The organism is Parahaliea aestuarii (assembly GCF_008064635.1).
Lineage (GTDB): Bacteria > Pseudomonadota > Gammaproteobacteria > Pseudomonadales > Halieaceae > Parahaliea > Parahaliea aestuarii.
This window is the reverse complement of record NZ_VRYZ01000010.1, coordinates 63,405-80,311: the sequence shown is the minus strand read 5'-3', so window position 1 is coordinate 80,311 and position 16,907 is coordinate 63,405. Positions and strand designations below refer to the sequence as shown.

Here is a 16,907-nt window from a genome sequence, read left to right as displayed (position 1 = left end):
GGGCAGGCGCTACACTGTGGCAAACGATAATCTCACTGACGGACTGCCGCCATGCCACTGAACAATGACGCTCCGGACACCGGCGAAAGCCGCCTGCACCACCGCGCCTGCCACCTCTGCGAAGCCATCTGTGGACTGCTGATTGAAACCCGTGGCGAGGAGATCATCAGCATCAAGGGCGACCCCGACGATCCTCTCAGTCGCGGCCACATCTGCCCCAAGGCCGTTGCCCTCAAGGACATCCATGAAGACCCGGACCGCCTGCGCGGCCCGGTAAAAAAAGTGGTTGGCGACGATGGCGGCCTGTCCTGGCAGGCCATCAGCTGGGAGGAAGCGCTCGATAGTGCAGCGCAGGGTCTGGTGCGCACCACCCGGGAACACGGGGTCAATGCCCTCGGCATCTACATGGGTAATCCCACCGTGCACAACTACGGCATGATGACCCACCAGGGTCAGCTGTTTCGCCACTTCCGCACCGACAACCGTTTCTCCGCCACCTCGGTAGACCAGCTTCCGCACCATCTCGTAGCCCTGTGGCTGTTCGGTCACAAGCTGATGTTCCCGATTCCCGACATCGACCGCAGCGACTACTTCCTGATGCTGGGCGCCAACCCGGTGGCCTCCAACGGCAGTATCTGGACAGTGCCGGACATCCGCCGCCGCATCACCGGGTTCAAAAAGCGCGGCGGCAAGCTGGTGGTAATCGACCCGCGCCGCACCGAGACGGCAGCGCTGGCCAGTGAACATCTTTTTATTACACCCGGCACGGATGCACTGTTTCTGGCCGCCCTCCTGCATACCCTGCTTGGCGAAGGGCTCGCGGACCCCGGCCACCTAAGCCCCTATACAAAGGGCCTGGATACGGTAGCGGAGGCGCTGGAAAACTTCACCCCCGAATTCGCCGCCGCCCACTGCGGCATCGACGCGGACACCATCAGAAGCATTGCCCGCGATTTCGCCGCCGCCGGCGCCGCCATCTGTTACGGCCGCATGGGCGTGTCCACCCAGCGTTTCGGCACCCTCTGCCAGTGGCTCATCCAGCTCATCAACATCGCCACCGGCAACCTCGACAAACCGGGCGGCTCCCTGTTCACCCTGCCGGCAGTGGACCAGATGCAGAGCGTCAGCCCCGGCGGCTTCGGGCGTCACAGCAGCCGGGTGCGCGGCCTGCCGGAATTCGACCGGGAACTGCCCGCCTCCACCCTGGCCGAGGAAATCACCACGCCTGGTGAGGGACAGATTCGCGCCCTATTTACCGGGGCCGGCAACCCGGTGCTGTCCACCCCCAACGGTCGCCAGCTCGACAGCGCACTGGAACAACTGGACTTCATGGTGTCGCTGGACCCCTACATCAACGAGACCACCCGCCACGCCGACATCATCCTGCCCCCTACCTCGCCGCTGGAACACGATCACTACGACCTCGCTTTCCACGTCAACGCCATGCGCAACACCGCGCGCTTCAGCGAGGCGGTGTTCGAGAAGCCTGAGGGCAGCCTGCACGACTGGGAGATTTTCAACGCCCTGGCCGGGCGCGTGGCAGCAGCTCTGGAGCAGGAGCACAAGGACGCTCCGCCGCCGCACCAGATCATCGACTTCGGCCTCAAGCTCGGGCCCTACGGCGATCAGCACGAACTGAAACTGGATATCGAGCGACTGCGCCAGCAACCCTCGGGCGTCGACCTGGGGCCACTGCAACCACAACTCCCGGAGCGCCTGCGCAGCGCGGAAAAAACCATCGACTGCGCGACACCACAGGCGCTCGCGGACCTGGCGCGACTGCGGTCGGATTTTGCCGGCGACAGCGGGGGCGAGCTGCGCCTGATCGGACGCCGGCACCTGCGTTCCAACAATTCCTGGATGCACAACTACCACCGCCTGGTGAAAGGGCCGGGACGCTGCACCCTGCTGATGCATCCCGCGGACATGGCTGAACGGGCGTTGAGCAACGGCATGGAGGTGACCCTGCGCTCCCGCGCCGGGGCAGTGCGAGTCGCGCTGGAGGAGAGCGAGGACATCATGCCCGGCGTGGTCAGCCTGCCCCACGGTTTCGGCCATCACCGGCCGCACACCCGCCTCGGCACCGCCAGCCAGCACGCCGGTGTCAGTTGCAACGATGTCACCGATGAACTGGCGCTGGACGAACTGTCCGGCAACGCCGCCGTGAACGGCGTCCCGGTTTCGGTCAGCGCCGCCTGACGCGCGCTTTGTAGCGACACCGGTCTCGGCTACACTCGGGGAAAACCCGGGGAGAGAACAACATGGAAATAGGCACAATCCTGTTCTGGCTGGTCCTGTTGGGGCTGGTGATCTACATCATCAGCATCTACAACCGGCTGGTCACGCTGAAGAACCGCTACCTCAACGCGTTCTCCCAGATCGAGGTGCAACTCAAGCGGCGCTACGACCTGATTCCCAACCTGGTGGAGACGGCAAAAGCCTACCTCGGTCACGAGCGCGAAACCCTGGAGGCCGTCACCACCGCGCGCAACGATGCCGCCGCCATACTCAAAGCCGTTAGCGACGGCAATGTGGGCGGCGAGGCCATGCACAAACTGGCCAGTGCGGAAAACGCCCTGCAGGGCGCGCTGGGCAAACTCAATGTGACCATGGAAGCCTACCCGGATCTCAAGGCCTCGGAGAACATGCAGCAGCTGTCCGAGGAACTGACCAACACGGAAAATCGCGTGTCCTTCGCCCGCCAGGGCTACAACGATGCCGTGATGGCCTACAACACCTATCGCCAGAGCTTCCCACCGGTGTTCTTCGCCGGCAAGTTCGGCCACCCCGCGGACGCCCAGTTGCTGGAATTCGACGACTCCGCCCAGATCCAGGCCGCGCCCAAAGTCAGCTTCTGAGCCCGCTCCGTCGGGCTCAGCACCCATAGACGCCAGGCATGGATTTCTTCCAGCAACAGGATAACGCCCGCCGCAATGCACGCCTGTTGCTGCTGCTGTTCCTGTTCGCCGTACTGCTGCTGGTGATGCTGACCAACGCCGTGGTCGCCGCATTCCTGTGGTTTTCCCAGGACTACAATGTCTACGCCGGCAGCCGCGGCGGCCTGGCGGGCTTCTGGTCCTATTTCAGCTGGGCCCGCTTTGGCGCTATCGGGCTCGCCATCACCGCCACCGTGGCCTTTGTGGTGATGCTGAAGTGGCTGCAGTTGTCCACCGGCGGCAAGGTGGTGGCTGAGGCCATGGGCGGCAGCCGCCTGCTGCCACAGACCCGCGACCGCCTGGAGCGACGCTGCCTCAACGTGGTGGAGGAGATGGCGCTGGCGGCCAATATGCCGGTGCCTGCGGTCTATGTGCTCAACGGCGAGCGCGGAATCAATGCCTTCGCCGCCGGCATTACACCGGCCGACGCGGTGATCGCGGTTACCCGCGGCACTCTCGAACACCTGAAACGCAACGAACTGCAAGGCGTCATCGCCCATGAATTCAGCCATATACTGAATGGCGACATGCGCCTCAATATCCGCCTGGCCGCCATGCTCAAGGGGATTACCTTCGTCGGCGATGTCGGCCACATGCTGCTGCGCTCCTCCAATCGTGTCCGCACCGGCCTCGGCGCCCGCCGCGGCGAGGGTGGCGCGGCACTGCCGGTGCTGGGGCTGGCCCTGCTGGTACTGGGCTGGATCGGGGGTCTGGCGGCCGGCTTTATCAAGGCCGCCATCAGCCGCCAGAAGGAATTTCTGGCGGACGCCTGCGCGGTGCAGTACACCCGCCACCCCGAGGGCATCGGCGACGCCCTCAAGGTGATCGGCGGCTACCTGCCCGGCACGCTGGTGCACGCCGCGCGAGCGGCGGAGATGTCGCATATTTTCTTCGGCCAGATCGAGCACTCCCTGTGGCAGCTGTTCGCCACGCATCCGCCACTGGAGCAGCGCATCCGCAGAATCGATCCGCACTGGGACGGGCGCTACATCGAGCGCCCTATCCAGCACTACCAGGGTGAACCCAGCCGCCCGGGCAGCGGCGAAGCCGGTGTCGGGCGCGCGGCACTGGTCGCCGCCGCGCTGGCCGGCGCCACCCTCGACGAGTCTGCCAGCGAAAGCGGCAGCGATGCCGACTTCGAACCCACACCGGAACAACAGGAGCAGTCGACCGCAGACCGCCACCAGTTACCGGTGGCCTTTTTACAGCAGGCCCACAACCCGGTGGGCGCCCAGGCCCTGACCCTGGCCCTGCTGGTGAGTGATGAAGCATCGATACGCCAGGCCCAGATGCAACAGGTGGCCGACACCGGCATCCAGGGCCTGCCGGAACTGGTGAACACCCTGGCACCCGGCGTGGCCGCCCTCGCCCCCTGCCAACGCCTGCCGCTGGTGGAATTGTGCCTGCCGGCCCTGAAAAGCATTTCTGCCGGCCAGTACCGGGCCTACAAACGCTGCCTGTTGGCGCTGATCCGGGCCGACCGCAGCACCGAGTTGTTTGAGTGGTGCCTGTTCCAGTTGTTGCGACACTACCTCGATCCGGAGTTCTTCCGCGTCAAACCGAGCCGGCCGCGCCACGCCCGCCTGTCGCGGGTGAAACGGGAACTGGCCATTGTACTTTCGGTGCTGGCCCGGGAGGCCGGCGGCGACCCGCAGCAGGCGGTGACAGACGCCGCCCGGGAGCTTGCCCTGCCCGGCCTGCGACTGCTACCACCGGCGCAGAGCACGGTTGCAGACTTCAGCCGGGCGGTCACCACCCTGGCGGACTGCTACCCGCTGCTGAAACCGCGGGTTCTCAAGGCCATGGCCAGGGTGGCCGGGGCTGACGGCGAGGTGAGTGGCGCCGAGCGGGAGATCGTCCACAGCGTGGCGGCGGTCATGGATTGCCCGGTGCCCGATGCCGGCGTCTGGCAAGTGACAACACGCTGAACAATCCACCAAATGCGGCCAGCGCCAGCGCCCCGGGTGGCGGCCCCGCCAGCCCCTGCTATGCTGACATCAGGCGCGCGGCCAGGGACGGTCGCCCGCCGGAACCATCGACTCTATAACCCGAACAAGGACGTTTGGCTATGGAACTCAAAACCGCAGATCACCGCGGCTGCCGGGATGTGGGGCCGGCCGCGGACAAACTCCCCTATTTCCCCCTGTCACGTACCACCGACCGGGTGCTGGATATTCTGCTGGATGGCGACCTGTCGCGCCTGCGGGCGGAGAGTGTCGCCCGGCAACTTGGCATGAGCTGTACCACCCTGCGACGGCGCCTGCGGGCGGATCACACCCACTACCAGTTCCTGCTGGACAGGGCGCGCCAGTACCGCTGTGAGCAGCGCCTGAAAACGATGTGGCTTCCGGGCAAGTGCCTGGCTGACGAACTGGGATACCTGGAAGTGAACTCTTTCTACCGCGCCTTCCGGCGCTGGACCGGCTTCAGCTACAGCGAGTACAAGTTGCGTCGCGAGCAGGGCCGGCACTGGCTGCACTGATCCGCGCCGGGTCAGGCTACCCCGGTTGCAAGGCCAAGCACTACCCGGTCGCGCCCCTCTCCCTTGCCCCGGTAGAGGGCGGCATCAGCCCGGGCAATACAGGATTCCAGGCTCTCGCCGCGCCGGAACTCGGACACGCCGAAGGTCATGGTGACTCCGAGGCGCTGGCCGTCGTATTCGAACAGGTTGCCGGCAATTCGCTCGCGCAGTTTGCCGGCCAGCACCGCCGCCCCCTCGGGCTCGGTTTCCGGCAGCAGCAGGATGAACTCCTCGCCGCCCCAGCGCGCCAGCTTGTCGACATCGCGAATCTCGTCACTCAGCAGTGACGCAACGCGCGACAGCACGTGATCACCAGTGGCATGGCCATAGCGGTCATTGACGGATTTGAAGTGGTCGATATCCGTGAGAACGACGGAAAAACTGCGGCGGGTGCGAAACACCCGGCGAATTTCGCTGCCGGCCTCGGCGATGAATCCGCGCCGATTGAGCAGCCCCGTCAGTGGGTCGATGCGCGCCGCCTCGGTCAGCAGGCGATTGGCGGCTTCCAGCTCGTCAGTGCGCTCCGCCACCCTCGCCTCGAGTCCCTGCAGTATGGCGGTAAACCGGTTGGCCAGCGATACCGCCATCGACATCAGAAAGGCAAAGAAACCCAGAGGGATCAGGCGGCCGGTGCCTTCGGTCTTGAGGTCGAGCAGAATATCGTGCAGGCAGGCGCCAATGAAAATGATCGCGCCCACCAGAATGGTGCGCGCCTCACGGTGCCCCCGCCGGGCGCGGGAAATGACCAGCCAACCGGTCAGTGCCAGGGCGGGCAGCAGCCACAGCTGCCAGAGAAGCAGGGTCTGCAGATGAATTTCCAGCCCGGGTATCACCAGCCAGATAAAGCCCATTACCAGGAAGCTAAGCTGATACAGGCGCAGACCCAGCCCCATCTCCTCGTCCAGCAGGCGCCAGACTGTCTGCAGCGACAGAGGGGGCACCAGATAGATGGCGCCGAACTCGAGTTTTTTGTAGACGAGAAATTCCCAGCCCAGATAGGTCCGCCACTGGTTCAGCATCAGGCTGTAGACACTGATGGCCAATGCCAGCAGGCCAAACCAGAGCAGGCTGTCCAGATGACGATTGCGCCAGTACAGGTAGAGGTGGTACAGCCCGAAGGCGGCGCAGAGTGTACTGAGCAGCAGGCCCGGCATTTCCGAGACCACCAGGCCAATCAATAGCCGGTCGTAGCGCCCCAACTGGAAATCGCCGTTGTAGGGGCCGACGCCCCAGTGCTCCCCGAGGACCTCGCTACCCGCCCACACCCTGATCGCCAGTACCAGCTCGCCCTCTTCTGAGAGCGCGCTGCGAGGCACCGGGAAAATCTGCTTGCGATCATAGTTGATGCCGGTAGCGGTAGAGGGTGGCAGCCGGCCCACACCGCCAATCCGCTTGCCGCCCAGGTACAACTCATAGGCATTGAGCACCTGACCCAGTTGCACCCCGAGTCCGGCCAGCCGGCCTTCGTTGGTTTCTCTGTCCCCGGTCAGTTGCAGGCGAAGTCGGTACCAGCCAAACAGCGAAGCGTTCTCCTGTGACGGGTACCAGCGGTGGGAAAGATCGACACGCTGCCACTGGCTGTCGTCGAAACCGGGATCGGCCCAGGCGGGATCGTCGCCCACATGAAAGCGCCAGCCGTCGTACAGCTTCCACCCCGCCAGCGCCTGATCGATGCTGACCAGGGGTATCGACTGCGCATCACGACTCTCCGCCGCCGGGGCCGGGAGTGCCAACAGCAGGAGCAGCAGTGCAGCCAGGCCAATGACGGCGCGGATCGGGGCGGCCTTGTTGAGAGGGATAAGATCGGGCATCGCGCGCATTATAGAGGCGGCGCTATAAACAACAGCCCGGCGATGACTAAAACTTGACCGGGTTCACAGGTCGGGATGCCGGCCGCAACGCAGGCCGGCATCTGCGAGGGGAAAGGCCGCCGGTCAGGCGTCGAAAGGGTGGCGCAGGACAATGGTTTCCACCCGGTCGGGGCCGGTGGAAATGATGTCGATGGGAGCGCCGACCACTTCCTCGATCTTGTGGATGTAATCCACCGCGGCCTGGGGCAGTTCATCCAGGGATTTGGCGCCGAGGGTCGACTCCTGCCAGCCGGGTACTACCTCATACACCGGCACCAGGCCTTCGTAGTCATCGGAATCGACGGGATTGGGTACCGGGTTGCCGTCCACGTCGGCGTAACCGACACAGATCTGGATGCTCTCCAGACCGTCCAGCACATCGAGCTTGGTCAGGCACAGGCCGGATACGGAATTGATGTTGACCGCGTTGCGCAGGGCCACGGCGTCGAACCAGCCGCAGCGGCGCGGGCGACCGGTAGTGGCGCCGAACTCGTGGCCGCGCTCGGCCAGGCGGGCACCGGTGGCGTCGAACAGCTCGGTGGGGAAGGGACCGGAACCCACCCGGGTGGTGTAGGCCTTGGTGATGCCCAGCACGTAGTCCAGGTAGAGCGGGCCGAAGCCAGAGCCGGTTGCGGTGCCGCCCGCGGTGGTGTTGGAGCTGGTCACGAAGGGATAGGTGCCGTGGTCGATGTCCAGCAGGGAGCCCTGGGCGCCCTCGAACATGATGCGCGCGCTGGTTTTGCGGTACTCGTGCAGGATGGCAGTGACATCGGCCATCATCGGCAGCAACTGGCCGCCCATGGCAAGGGTATCGGCCAGCACCTTGTCGACGTCCAGCGGTTCTACCTTGTAGTAGTGCTCCAGCTGGAAATTATGGAAATCCATCACCTCTCGCAGTTTGCGGGCGAAGCGCGCTTCGTCCTGCAAGTCGCCCAGGCGCAGGCCGCGGCGAGCGGCCTTGTCTTCGTAGGCGGGGCCGATGCCGCGACCGGTGGTGCCGATTTTCTCCTCGCCGCGCCGCGCCTCGCGGGCCTGGTCCAGGGCCACGTGGTAAGGCAGGATCAGGGGGCAGGCGGGGGAAATGCGCAGGCGCTCGCGTACCGGTACGCCGTTGGCCTCCAGTTCGCCGATTTCCTTCAGCAGCGCTTCCGGCGACAGCACCACACCGTTGCCGATCAGGCACTGCACGTGGTCGCGCAGGATGCCCGAAGGAATCAGGTGGAGGACGGTTTTCTTGCCGTCGATGACCAGGGTATGGCCGGCGTTATGGCCGCCCTGGAAGCGGACTACGGCGCTGGCCTGGTCGGTCAGCAGGTCGACGATCTTGCCCTTGCCCTCGTCACCCCACTGGGTGCCGAGAACCACTACGTTCTTGCTCATGCGGTATTAACTCGCTGCTTGGTCGGTATTCAGAGCCTGCACCTGCCACTGCCCGTCGCGCTCCGCCAGTTCGCGGTCGCAGCGGGGGTCGGGCACGCCGGCGAGGCAGTTGATCACCACCTCGCCCGCGCTGCGCAGAGCCGCCACCCGGTCCAGCAGGGCCGGGTCGTCACTGTCAGGCATACTGATGGCGCCCCGCCCGGTCTCCTCGGCGGGCAACAGCGCCATCAGCGCCTTCAAATCGGTGGCAAAACCGGTGGCCGGGCGGGCGCGCCCGAACACCTTGCCTACATCATTGTAGCGCCCGCCGTTGGCCAGCGCCTGGCCGTGGCCGGGCACATAGGCGGCGAACACCATGCCGGTGTGGTAGTGGTAACCGCGCAGTTCCGCCAGGTCGAAATAGATAGCGACATCGGGACGGTTGCGACAGATATCGGTGGCCACATCCTGCAGGGCATCGATGGCGGCCAGGGCCTGCGGCGCACGCGCGCTGAACAGCTCCCTGGCACGGGCCAGGACCGAGTCGTCGCCGTGCAGTTCCACCAGGCTGACGATCAGTTCGCGGGTGTCGGCATCGGCATCCACCAGCGCCAGTTCCAGATCCGGCAGCGACTTGCGCTGCAGGGCGTCGAACACCGCCTCTTCCTGCTCAGGTTCCAGCCCGGCAGCTTCCAGCACCGCGCCGTAGACACCGACGTGGCCGAGGTCGAGGGTAATCTCGGAAAGCCCCGCCGAGGCCAGGGTCGCCAGCATCAGGCGAATGATCTCCACATCCGCGGCCAGGCTGTCATCGCCGTAGAGCTCTGCGCCCAGCTGGATAGGCGAGCGCGAACCGGTCGGGGTGCGGGCGCGGGTGTGCAGGGTGGAACCGGCGTAGCACAGGCGCGTTACCCCGCTCTGGGCCAGGCTGTGGGCGTCGATACGGGCCACCTGGGGTGTCATGTCGGCGCGCACCCCGAGGGTGCGACCGCTGAGCTGGTCGGTCATCTTGAAGGTGAGCAGGTCCAGATCGGCGCCGAGGCCGATCAGCAGGGATTCGGTAAATTCCACCAGTGGCGGTATCACCAGCTGGTAGCCCCAGCTGCGGAAGAGGTCCAGCAACTGGCGGCGCAGGCGCTCGGCGGCGGCGGCCTGTTGCGGCAGCACCTCCTCCACGCCGTCGGGCAATTGCCAGCGATCCACGCTTGTCATCCGTTCACCCAATACAGTAACAGCAGCCCCGCCAGCATACTGCCGAGGCCGATCTTGCGAATTGTACGGTCTTCCAGGCGTCCCACCGCCGCCAGCATCTCACGCCAGCTGGCCGGGCTCAGGAAGGGCAATAACCCTTCGATGATCAGCACCAGCGCCAGGGCGACCGGAAATACTTGCCAGAAATCCATGGGGGGTGTCCTGGTCATAAAAAAACCGCGAGGTCCGGGGATTGGAAGAATCACCAGAACTCACGGTTGCGAGATGGTATCACAGGCGCCGGCAGGGGCACCCGTGATTATTTGGGATTTACTTCCCGCCCATCGGATCTTTCAGGTAACGGAAGAACTCACTGTCAGGCTGCAAAAGCAGCATATCGCCGCCGCCCTGGAAGGCTTCTCCGTAGGCCCGCAGGCTGCGGGTGAAGGCGTAGAACTCCGGGTCCTCGTTAAAGGCCTCGGCGTAGATCGCAGTGGCCAGGGCGTCGCCCTCACCGCGGATCAGCTCGGCATCGCGGTAGGCATTGGCCTCCAGCACCGTCACCTCGCGGTCGGCGGCGGCGCGGATACCCTCGGCCAGCTCCTGGCCCAGGGAGCGGTGCTCGCGTGCTTCCTTCTCACGCTCGGCGTTCATCCGCCGGTACACCGACTCCGACACATCCGGCGGCAGGTCGATCTGCTTGACCCGCACGTCGACGATCTCCACGCCCAGCTCGGTCAGGGCGACCTCGTTGAGCTTGTCGGTGATGTTGTCCATCAGCTGGTCGCGCTCGCCGGACACCACTTCCTGGATGGTGCGCACGGCCACCTGGTTGCGCAGGCCGTCGTTGATGCGCTGGGACAGCAGGCTCATCGCCCGCGCCTCCTCGCCGTTGGTGGCGGTGTAGAACTTGGCGGTATCCGCCACCCGGAATTTGGCGTAGGAATCCACGATCAGCGCTTTCTTCTCCTGGGTGAAGAAACGCTCCGGCTGGGAGTCCACCGTCAGTACCCGACCGTCGAACTTGCGTACATTGTTGACGAAGGGAATCTTCCAGTGCAGGCCGGGCTGGATGTCCGGGTTGACCACCTCGCCGAACTGCAGCATTACCGCGCGCTCGGTCTCGCGAATCACGAACACCGCGTTACTGACCACGAACAGCACGATCACGGCCAGCAGGATCAAGGTCATATTGCGTCCAGACATATCAGCGTCCTCCCCGACGGCTGGCGGTACTGGCCTCGTCCCGGGCCATCTGTTCAGCCACGGCATTGACCAGCTCGCGCATCGTATTGCTGTCTACCTGCAGGCGGCGCGCGGCGCCGCTCGCGGCGGATTTCTCCGTCATTTTGTCGAGGGGCAGGTACATGACGTTATTGCCGCCCTCCACGTCCACCATCACCTTGCTGGAATTGGCGTAGACACCCTGTACTGCATCCAGGTAAAGGCGCTCGCGCGTGACCTGTGGCGCTTTCTTGTACTCGGTCAGCAGCTTGCTGAAGCGCTGGGCTTCACCTTCGGCATTGGCAATTACCTGCTCCTTGTAGGCGCTGGCTTCCTCGATCTGGCGCTGGGCGCGACCGCGCGCCTCCGGCACGATGCCGTTGGCGTAGGCCTGGGCCTCGTTCTTCAGGCGCTCCTCGTCCTCGCGAGCCTTGATCACGTCGTCAAAGGCCGCCTGCACCTGGCTCGGCGGCTTGGATTCGTCCACGTTGACCTTGGACAGGCGAATGCCGGTCTCGTAGAGATCCAGGTAGCTCTGCAGGCGATCGCGCACATCGATGGCAACCTTGGCCCGGCCCTCGGTAAGCACCAGATCCATCTGGGTATCACCCACCACGTGGCGCACCGCGCTCTGGGCGGCGTGCTGCAGGGAATTCTCCGGCGCCCGGACCTTAAGTACAAATTTGTTGGGGTCGTCGATCACATACTGCACCGACATTTGCAATTCGACGATGTTCTCGTCCTTGGTCAGCATGATTTCGCGGAAGCTCACAGAGCGAACCTTGGTGGTATTGACCCTGACGACTTCGTCGATCAGCGGCGGATTCCAGCGCAAACCGGGCTGTGCCGTGACATGGTATTTCCCGAAGCGCAGCACCACGGCGCGCTCCTGCTCGTCCACCTGGTAAAAGCCCATCAGGGCCCACACCAGCAGCGCGCCGGCCGCCAGCACCAGCAGCAGGGAGCCGGACAGGCCGCCACCTGAACCGCCACCGGTATTGCCGCCGCGGCGACCACCAAAGATGCCGCCCAGCTTGTCCTGCAGCTTCTTCAGCGCCTCGTCCAGATCGGGAGGCCCCTGATCGCCCCCTCCCCAGGGGTCCCTGGGCTTGTTGTTGCCACCGCCCGGCTCGTTCCAGGACATACCTGTCTCCTAGTGTGAAAGTGCTCGCAGTCTAACATCATTCGCGGGGACAGGCAGTGGCCCGCCGCCATTGTATACAGCTCAAAACAGCGGCTCCGGCCCCTTCTTCATCAGCCGGTTCCAGTCCGCCCGGGGCAGGCGCACCTGCAGGTGTGCTACCCCGTCCTCACCGTAATCTTCCGACTGCACCGCACCCATGCGGTACAGGGCGGCACGCAGGCCACCCTGGTCCGGCGACAAATCCAGCGCTTCCTGCACCATGTCCTGGCCTACCAGCTCCGCCACCGCCTGCAGCAGCAGGTCGCAACCGGCACCGGTAACGGCGCTCAGCCAGACACGCTCCGGACGGCCGGTCTCGTCACGATCGATACGCGGAGGCTGTTCCAGCAGATCAAGTTTGTTGAATACCTGCAGGCGCGGAATATCGCCGGCGTCAATTTCGTCCAGCACTTCCAGCACCTGGTGAATATTGTCCTCGCGCTCTTCCGACGCGGCGTCGATCACATGCAGCAGCAGGTCGGCGCTGCGGGTCTCTTCCAGCGTGGCCTTGAATGCCTCCACCAGGTTGTGGGGCAGGTGGGAGATAAAACCCACCGTATCTGCCAGCACTACAGGCCCGACGTTCTCCAGTTGCAATCGGCGCAGGGTCGGGTCGAGCGTGGCGAAGAGCTGGTCGGCGGCGTAGACCTCGGACTCGGTCAGGCGATTGAACAGGGTGGACTTGCCGGCGTTGGTGTAGCCCACCAGCGACACCGTGGGGATCTCTGCCCGGCGCCGGGAACGGCGCCCCTGGTCGCGCTGGCGCTGCACTTTTTCCAGGCGGGCGGTGATGGACTTGATGCGTGCGCGCAGCAGACGGCGGTCGGTCTCGAGCTGGGTTTCACCCGGGCCGCGCAGGCCGATACCGCCCTTCTGCCGCTCCAGGTGGGTCCAGCCCCGCACCAGGCGGGTACTCATGTGCCGCAGCTGGGCGAGCTCCACCTGCAACTTGCCCTCGTGGGTGCGGGCCCGCTGGGCGAAGATGTCGAGAATCAGCCCGGTGCGATCGAGCACCCGGCATTTGAGTTCGCGCTCGAGGTTGCGCTCCTGGCTGGGACTCAGGGCGTGATTGAACATCACCACCTCGGCCTCACAGGCGGCCACCTCGGTGGCAATTTCCGCCAGTTTTCCCTTGCCCACGAAGGTGCGTGCGTGCGGCGCATCGCGCGCACCCATGACAAAAGCCGCCGGATCACCTCCGGCGGACAGCACCAGTTCCTCGAACTCGCGAGGGTCCTCCCGCTCGGCTTCGCTGGAGAGGTTCAGGTGAACGAGCACAGCCCGCTCTCCCGATTCGGGTCGATCAAAGAACAATGGGACCTCGGCTGGTCACTTCAGGGGAGCGGGTGGCACTGCCACCCGCGAGTGAAGATGATCAGTTACCACCCTCTTCCTCTGGTGGGTTCTGCATCGGCAGACGCACCACGCGGGAAGGGACAACCGTGGAAATGGCGTGCTTGTACACCATCTGGCTGACGGTGTTCTTGAGCAGAACCACAAACTGGTCGAAAGATTCGATCTGGCCCTGCAGCTTGATGCCGTTGACCAGGTAGATCGAAACCGGGACGCGTTCCTTACGCAGAATATTCAGGTAAGGGTCTTGTAGAGTGTGCCCTTTTGACATAACTCTTCTCCTAAGATGGCTCAACTCGAGCCCAAAAATGAACAACGGCCTCTTGTTCAATCCGGTGGTGTCAGTGGCCCCCCACCGGGGATGACATCGGGCCTTCCAGCGGCGCGCGCTGCCCAAAACGGGAGGCGGACGCCTTGTGGAACAGTATAGATCAGTCCAGCGTCACTGATGTGGAGCCGTGCCAATAAAATTCAAGGCCCGCTGTAACAAATCTTCTACACACTGTTCCACCGCAGAGTGTGACCGCGGCGGTGGCAGAACGTTCCCGGCGGCATCCGTTTCCAGCCAGTTGAGCCCCGGCCACTTGCGCAGCCAGGTGAGCTGGCGCTTGGCCAGTTGCCGGGTGGCGGCGATGCCCCGCTCCAGCGCCTCGTCCAGGCTGCAGTCGCCATCCAGGTAATGCCAGAGCTGGCGATAACCCACGGCGCGGATGGCCGGCAGTTCCGGGTGCAGCGCCGGCCGCCGGTGGAGGGCGCGCACTTCCTCGAGAAACCCGGCGGCCATCATCTGTTCAAAACGCAGCGCAATACGCCGGTGCAGTACCGCCCGCTCGCGCGGGCAGATGGCGAGCTGGCACAGGCGATAGCGCTGCGCAGCACCGCCATCGGCCTGGCGCCGCTGCCACTCGCTGATGGGCACACCGCTGGCGCGGTAGACTTCCAGTGCCCGGCACAGACGCTGGGAATGATTGGGATGAATGCGCGCGGCAGCCTCCGGGTCCACCGCCGCCAGTTCCCGGTGCACAGCGGGCCAGCCCTGTTCGGCGGCCTGCGCCTCGATAGCGGCGCGAGTGGCCGCATCGGCGGCCGGCATCGCCGCCAGCCCCTCCAGGAAGGCGCGAAAATAGAGCATGGTGCCACCCACCAGCAACGGTGTTTTTCCGCGCTCGACAATGTCCTTTACCACCCGCCCGGCATCCGCCGCGAAGTCCGCCGCCGAATAGGGCTGGTCCGGGTCGCGGATATCCACCAGGTGATGGGGGTAGTCGGGCTTGGCGCTGCCGATATCGAGGCCGCGGTAAACCAGGGCGGAGTCGACACTGACCAGCTCGCAATCCAGCACCCGCGCCAGATCGATGGCGAGGTCGGTCTTGCCCGAGGCGGTCGGCCCCATCAGGCAGATCAGCAGGGGGCGCGGCTCTTGCACGGGAGCGCTCACCGATTCACCGGCCGCGCAGGAACAGGCGATCCAGCTCGTCGAGGCCGAGCTGGGTCCAGGTGGGACGGCCGTGGTTGCACTGCCCGGCGCGCTCGGTTTCTTCCATATCGCGCAGCAGGGCATTCATTTCAGGCACGCTCAGGCGGCGGTTGGCACGCACCGAACCGTGGCAGGCCATGGTGGAGAGGATTTCGTCCATGTGGGCTTCGATACGATCAGAACTGCCGTACTCGGCCAGATCCGACAGCACATCGCGCAGCAATTGCTCCACATTGGAATCGCGCAGGGCAACCGGAATCTGGCGGATCAACAGGCTCTCTTCGCCGGCGCTGTCCACCTGCATGCCCAGGCGCTGGAACAGTTCGCCGTACTCCAGGGCCAGTGCCACTTCGCGACTGCTCACCGCCACCGCCTGGGGCACCAGCAGGGGCTGGCTGCGAATACCCTCGGCGCCCCGGGCCTGCTTCAGGCGCTCGTAGGTAATGCGCTCGTGGGCGGCGTGCATGTCCACCAGCACCAGCCCATGGGCATTCTCCGACAGAATGTAGATGCCCTTGAGCTGGGCCAGGGCGTAGCCCAGCGGCGGCACATCCTCTGCTTCCGTTTCGGCCAGCGATTCATGGGCGGGATGCAACTGGCCGTAGGCCCGCATCTGCCCGGCAGTGCGCGCCGGCGAGGTGGTCGGGCTGCTGTAACCGCCGGGCGGCATAGCCCGGCCCTCCCCCAGAAACGCCGGCGCCGGGGCGCCCCAGGCCAGCGCACTCTGGGCGCGAATCTCGCCGGTCTGCAGATCCACGGTTTCGCCGGCACCCAGCGCCGATACCGGATCGCTGCCTCCTTGCCCCGGGCGCACATCCGCCAGCGCCTTGTGCAGGCTGGAGAAGATGAAATTGTGCACCTCGCGGCCGTCGCGAAAGCGCACTTCGTGCTTGGTGGGGTGGACGTTGACATCCACCAGCGCCGGATCCAGCTCCAGGTAGAGCACGAAGGCCGGATGGCGCCCGTGGTAGAGCACATCGCGGTAGGCCTGCTTGACGGCGTGGGCCACCAGTTTGTCGCGAATCACCCGCCCGTTGACGAAGAAGTACTGCAGATCCGCCTGGCTGCGGGAGAAGGTCGGCAGGCCCACCCAGCCCCACAGGCGCAGGCCATTGCGTTCATGCTCCACATAGACAGCCTGCTCCATAAACGCGGGGCCACAGATGGAGGCCACCCGGCGCTGGCGCTCGGCGGTGGAATCCGCCGGGCGCAGGCTGTGGATACCGCGGCCGTTGTGGCGCAGGCTGAAGCCGACATCGAAGCGCGACAGGGCCAGCCGCTTGACCACCTCTTCCAGGTGATTGAATTCGGTTTTCTCGGTGCGCAGGAATTTGCGCCGGGCGGGCGTATTGAAAAACAGGTCACGCACTTCCACGGTAGTGCCGCGCGGGTGCGGGGCGGGTTTCAACGCCACCTCCATGTCGCGGCCCTCACACAGGGCGCTGCTGCCCTCGCTGGAATCATCCCGATGGTTGGAGGTGAGGGTCAGGCGCGACACCGAACCGATACTGGCCAGGGCCTCGCCGCGAAAACCGAGGCTGCCGACCCGCTCCAGATCCTCCAGCGAACTGATCTTGCTGGTAGCGTGGCGGGCCAGCGCCAGCGGCAGATCGTCGGGTTCCATACCCTGGCCATTGTCGCGGATGCGGATCAGTTTGACGCCGCCCTCCTCCACCTCCACTTCAATACGGGTGGCGCCGGCATCGACGGCGTTCTCCAGCACCTCCTTGACGACGGAAGCTGGGCGCTCCACCACCTCACCGGCGGCGATCTGGTTGGCGAGCCTCGCACTGAGGCGATGAATTCGGGACAT

General features: G+C 65.0%; 14 protein-coding genes. 4 read left to right on the top strand and 10 right to left on the bottom strand.

What is annotated here, in order from left to right:
* Positions 1-51 precede the first annotated feature (51 nt).
* The 4 genes from FVW59_RS18730 (at position 52) to FVW59_RS18715 (ending at position 5,418) form a co-directional block, all read left to right on the top strand.
* Positions 52-2,199, top strand: a complete 2,148-nt coding sequence (locus tag FVW59_RS18730; protein ID WP_148065909.1) for a molybdopterin-dependent oxidoreductase — start codon at positions 52-54, stop codon at positions 2,197-2,199.
* Positions 2,200-2,261: 62 nt separating this feature from the next.
* Positions 2,262-2,858 (top strand): LemA family protein, encoded by a 597-nt coding sequence (locus tag FVW59_RS18725; protein WP_148065908.1) that lies wholly within the window; start codon positions 2,262-2,264, stop codon positions 2,856-2,858.
* A gap of 38 nt (positions 2,859-2,896) precedes the next feature.
* The gene (locus FVW59_RS18720) at positions 2,897-4,864 is read left to right on the top strand and encodes a M48 family metallopeptidase (protein WP_148065907.1); all 1,968 of its coding nucleotides are present in this window, start codon (positions 2,897-2,899) and stop codon (positions 4,862-4,864) included.
* Positions 4,865-5,004: 140 nt separating this feature from the next.
* Positions 5,005-5,418 (top strand): helix-turn-helix domain-containing protein, encoded by a 414-nt coding sequence (locus FVW59_RS18715; RefSeq protein ID WP_148065906.1) that lies wholly within the window; start codon positions 5,005-5,007, stop codon positions 5,416-5,418.
* Positions 5,419-5,429: 11 nt separating this feature from the next.
* Here the strand turns inward: FVW59_RS18715 and FVW59_RS18710 are convergent, their stop codons facing one another.
* The 10 genes from FVW59_RS18710 to mutL form a co-directional block, all read right to left on the bottom strand.
* Positions 5,430-7,268, bottom strand: a complete 1,839-nt coding sequence (locus FVW59_RS18710; RefSeq protein ID WP_187275970.1) for a sensor domain-containing diguanylate cyclase — start codon at positions 7,266-7,268, stop codon at positions 5,430-5,432.
* 123 nt (positions 7,269-7,391) lie between these two features.
* Positions 7,392-8,687 (bottom strand): adenylosuccinate synthase, encoded by a 1,296-nt coding sequence (locus FVW59_RS18705; RefSeq protein WP_148065904.1) that lies wholly within the window; start codon positions 8,685-8,687, stop codon positions 7,392-7,394.
* 6 nt (positions 8,688-8,693) lie between these two features.
* The gene (locus FVW59_RS18700; RefSeq protein WP_148065903.1) at positions 8,694-9,878 is read right to left on the bottom strand and encodes an ATP phosphoribosyltransferase regulatory subunit; all 1,185 of its coding nucleotides are present in this window, start codon (positions 9,876-9,878) and stop codon (positions 8,694-8,696) included.
* Positions 9,875-10,069 (bottom strand): DUF2065 domain-containing protein, encoded by a 195-nt coding sequence (locus tag FVW59_RS18695; protein ID WP_148065902.1) that lies wholly within the window; start codon positions 10,067-10,069, stop codon positions 9,875-9,877. Before FVW59_RS18695 ends, FVW59_RS18700 begins: the two co-directional genes overlap by 4 nt.
* Before the next feature lie 118 nt (positions 10,070-10,187).
* The gene (gene hflC, locus FVW59_RS18690) at positions 10,188-11,063 is read right to left on the bottom strand and encodes a protease modulator HflC (RefSeq protein WP_148065901.1); all 876 of its coding nucleotides are present in this window, start codon (positions 11,061-11,063) and stop codon (positions 10,188-10,190) included.
* Between the two features lies 1 nt (position 11,064).
* Positions 11,065-12,225: an FtsH protease activity modulator HflK gene (gene hflK, locus FVW59_RS18685; RefSeq protein ID WP_148065900.1), complete on the bottom strand. Its 1,161-nt coding sequence runs from the start codon at positions 12,223-12,225 to the stop codon at positions 11,065-11,067.
* Between the two features lie 81 nt (positions 12,226-12,306).
* A complete protein-coding gene (hflX, locus tag FVW59_RS18680) occupies positions 12,307-13,578 on the bottom strand; it encodes a ribosome rescue GTPase HflX (protein WP_148065899.1) in 1,272 nt (423 codons plus the stop codon).
* Positions 13,579-13,639: 61 nt separating this feature from the next.
* Positions 13,640-13,888, bottom strand: coding sequence for an RNA chaperone Hfq (hfq, locus tag FVW59_RS18675; protein WP_116367153.1), 249 nt, complete (start codon positions 13,886-13,888; stop codon positions 13,640-13,642).
* A 171-nt stretch (positions 13,889-14,059) separates the two neighbouring features.
* Positions 14,060-15,010: a tRNA (adenosine(37)-N6)-dimethylallyltransferase MiaA gene (miaA, locus tag FVW59_RS18670; protein WP_222711575.1), complete on the bottom strand. Its 951-nt coding sequence runs from the start codon at positions 15,008-15,010 to the stop codon at positions 14,060-14,062.
* A 49-nt stretch (positions 15,011-15,059) separates the two neighbouring features.
* A complete protein-coding gene (mutL, locus tag FVW59_RS18665; protein ID WP_148065897.1) occupies positions 15,060-16,907 on the bottom strand; it encodes a DNA mismatch repair endonuclease MutL in 1,848 nt (615 codons plus the stop codon).

Bases quoted from the DNA above. Each gene is read 5' to 3' on its own strand.
- miaA (WP_222711575.1), bottom strand. From the start codon at position 15,010: ATGGGGCCGACCGCCTCGGGCAAGACCGACCTCGCCATCGATCTGGCG.
- FVW59_RS18710 (WP_187275970.1), bottom strand. From the start codon at position 7,268: ATGCCCGATCTTATCCCTCTCAACAAGGCCGCCCCGATCCGCGCCGTC.
- FVW59_RS18700 (WP_148065903.1), bottom strand. From the start codon at position 9,878: ATGACAAGCGTGGATCGCTGGCAATTGCCCGACGGCGTGGAGGAGGTG.
- FVW59_RS18725 (WP_148065908.1), top strand. From the start codon at position 2,262: ATGGAAATAGGCACAATCCTGTTCTGGCTGGTCCTGTTGGGGCTGGTG.
- FVW59_RS18715 (WP_148065906.1), top strand. From the start codon at position 5,005: ATGGAACTCAAAACCGCAGATCACCGCGGCTGCCGGGATGTGGGGCCG.
- FVW59_RS18705 (WP_148065904.1), bottom strand. From the start codon at position 8,687: ATGAGCAAGAACGTAGTGGTTCTCGGCACCCAGTGGGGTGACGAGGGC.
- hflK (WP_148065900.1), bottom strand. From the start codon at position 12,225: ATGTCCTGGAACGAGCCGGGCGGTGGCAACAACAAGCCCAGGGACCCC.
- FVW59_RS18695 (WP_148065902.1), bottom strand. From the start codon at position 10,069: ATGGATTTCTGGCAAGTATTTCCGGTCGCCCTGGCGCTGGTGCTGATC.
- hflC (WP_148065901.1), bottom strand. From the start codon at position 11,063: ATGTCTGGACGCAATATGACCTTGATCCTGCTGGCCGTGATCGTGCTG.
- FVW59_RS18720 (WP_148065907.1), top strand. From the start codon at position 2,897: ATGGATTTCTTCCAGCAACAGGATAACGCCCGCCGCAATGCACGCCTG.
- FVW59_RS18730 (WP_148065909.1), top strand. From the start codon at position 52: ATGCCACTGAACAATGACGCTCCGGACACCGGCGAAAGCCGCCTGCAC.
- mutL (WP_148065897.1), bottom strand. From the start codon at position 16,907: ATGTCCCGAATTCATCGCCTCAGTGCGAGGCTCGCCAACCAGATCGCC.
- hfq (WP_116367153.1), bottom strand. From the start codon at position 13,888: ATGTCAAAAGGGCACACTCTACAAGACCCTTACCTGAATATTCTGCGT.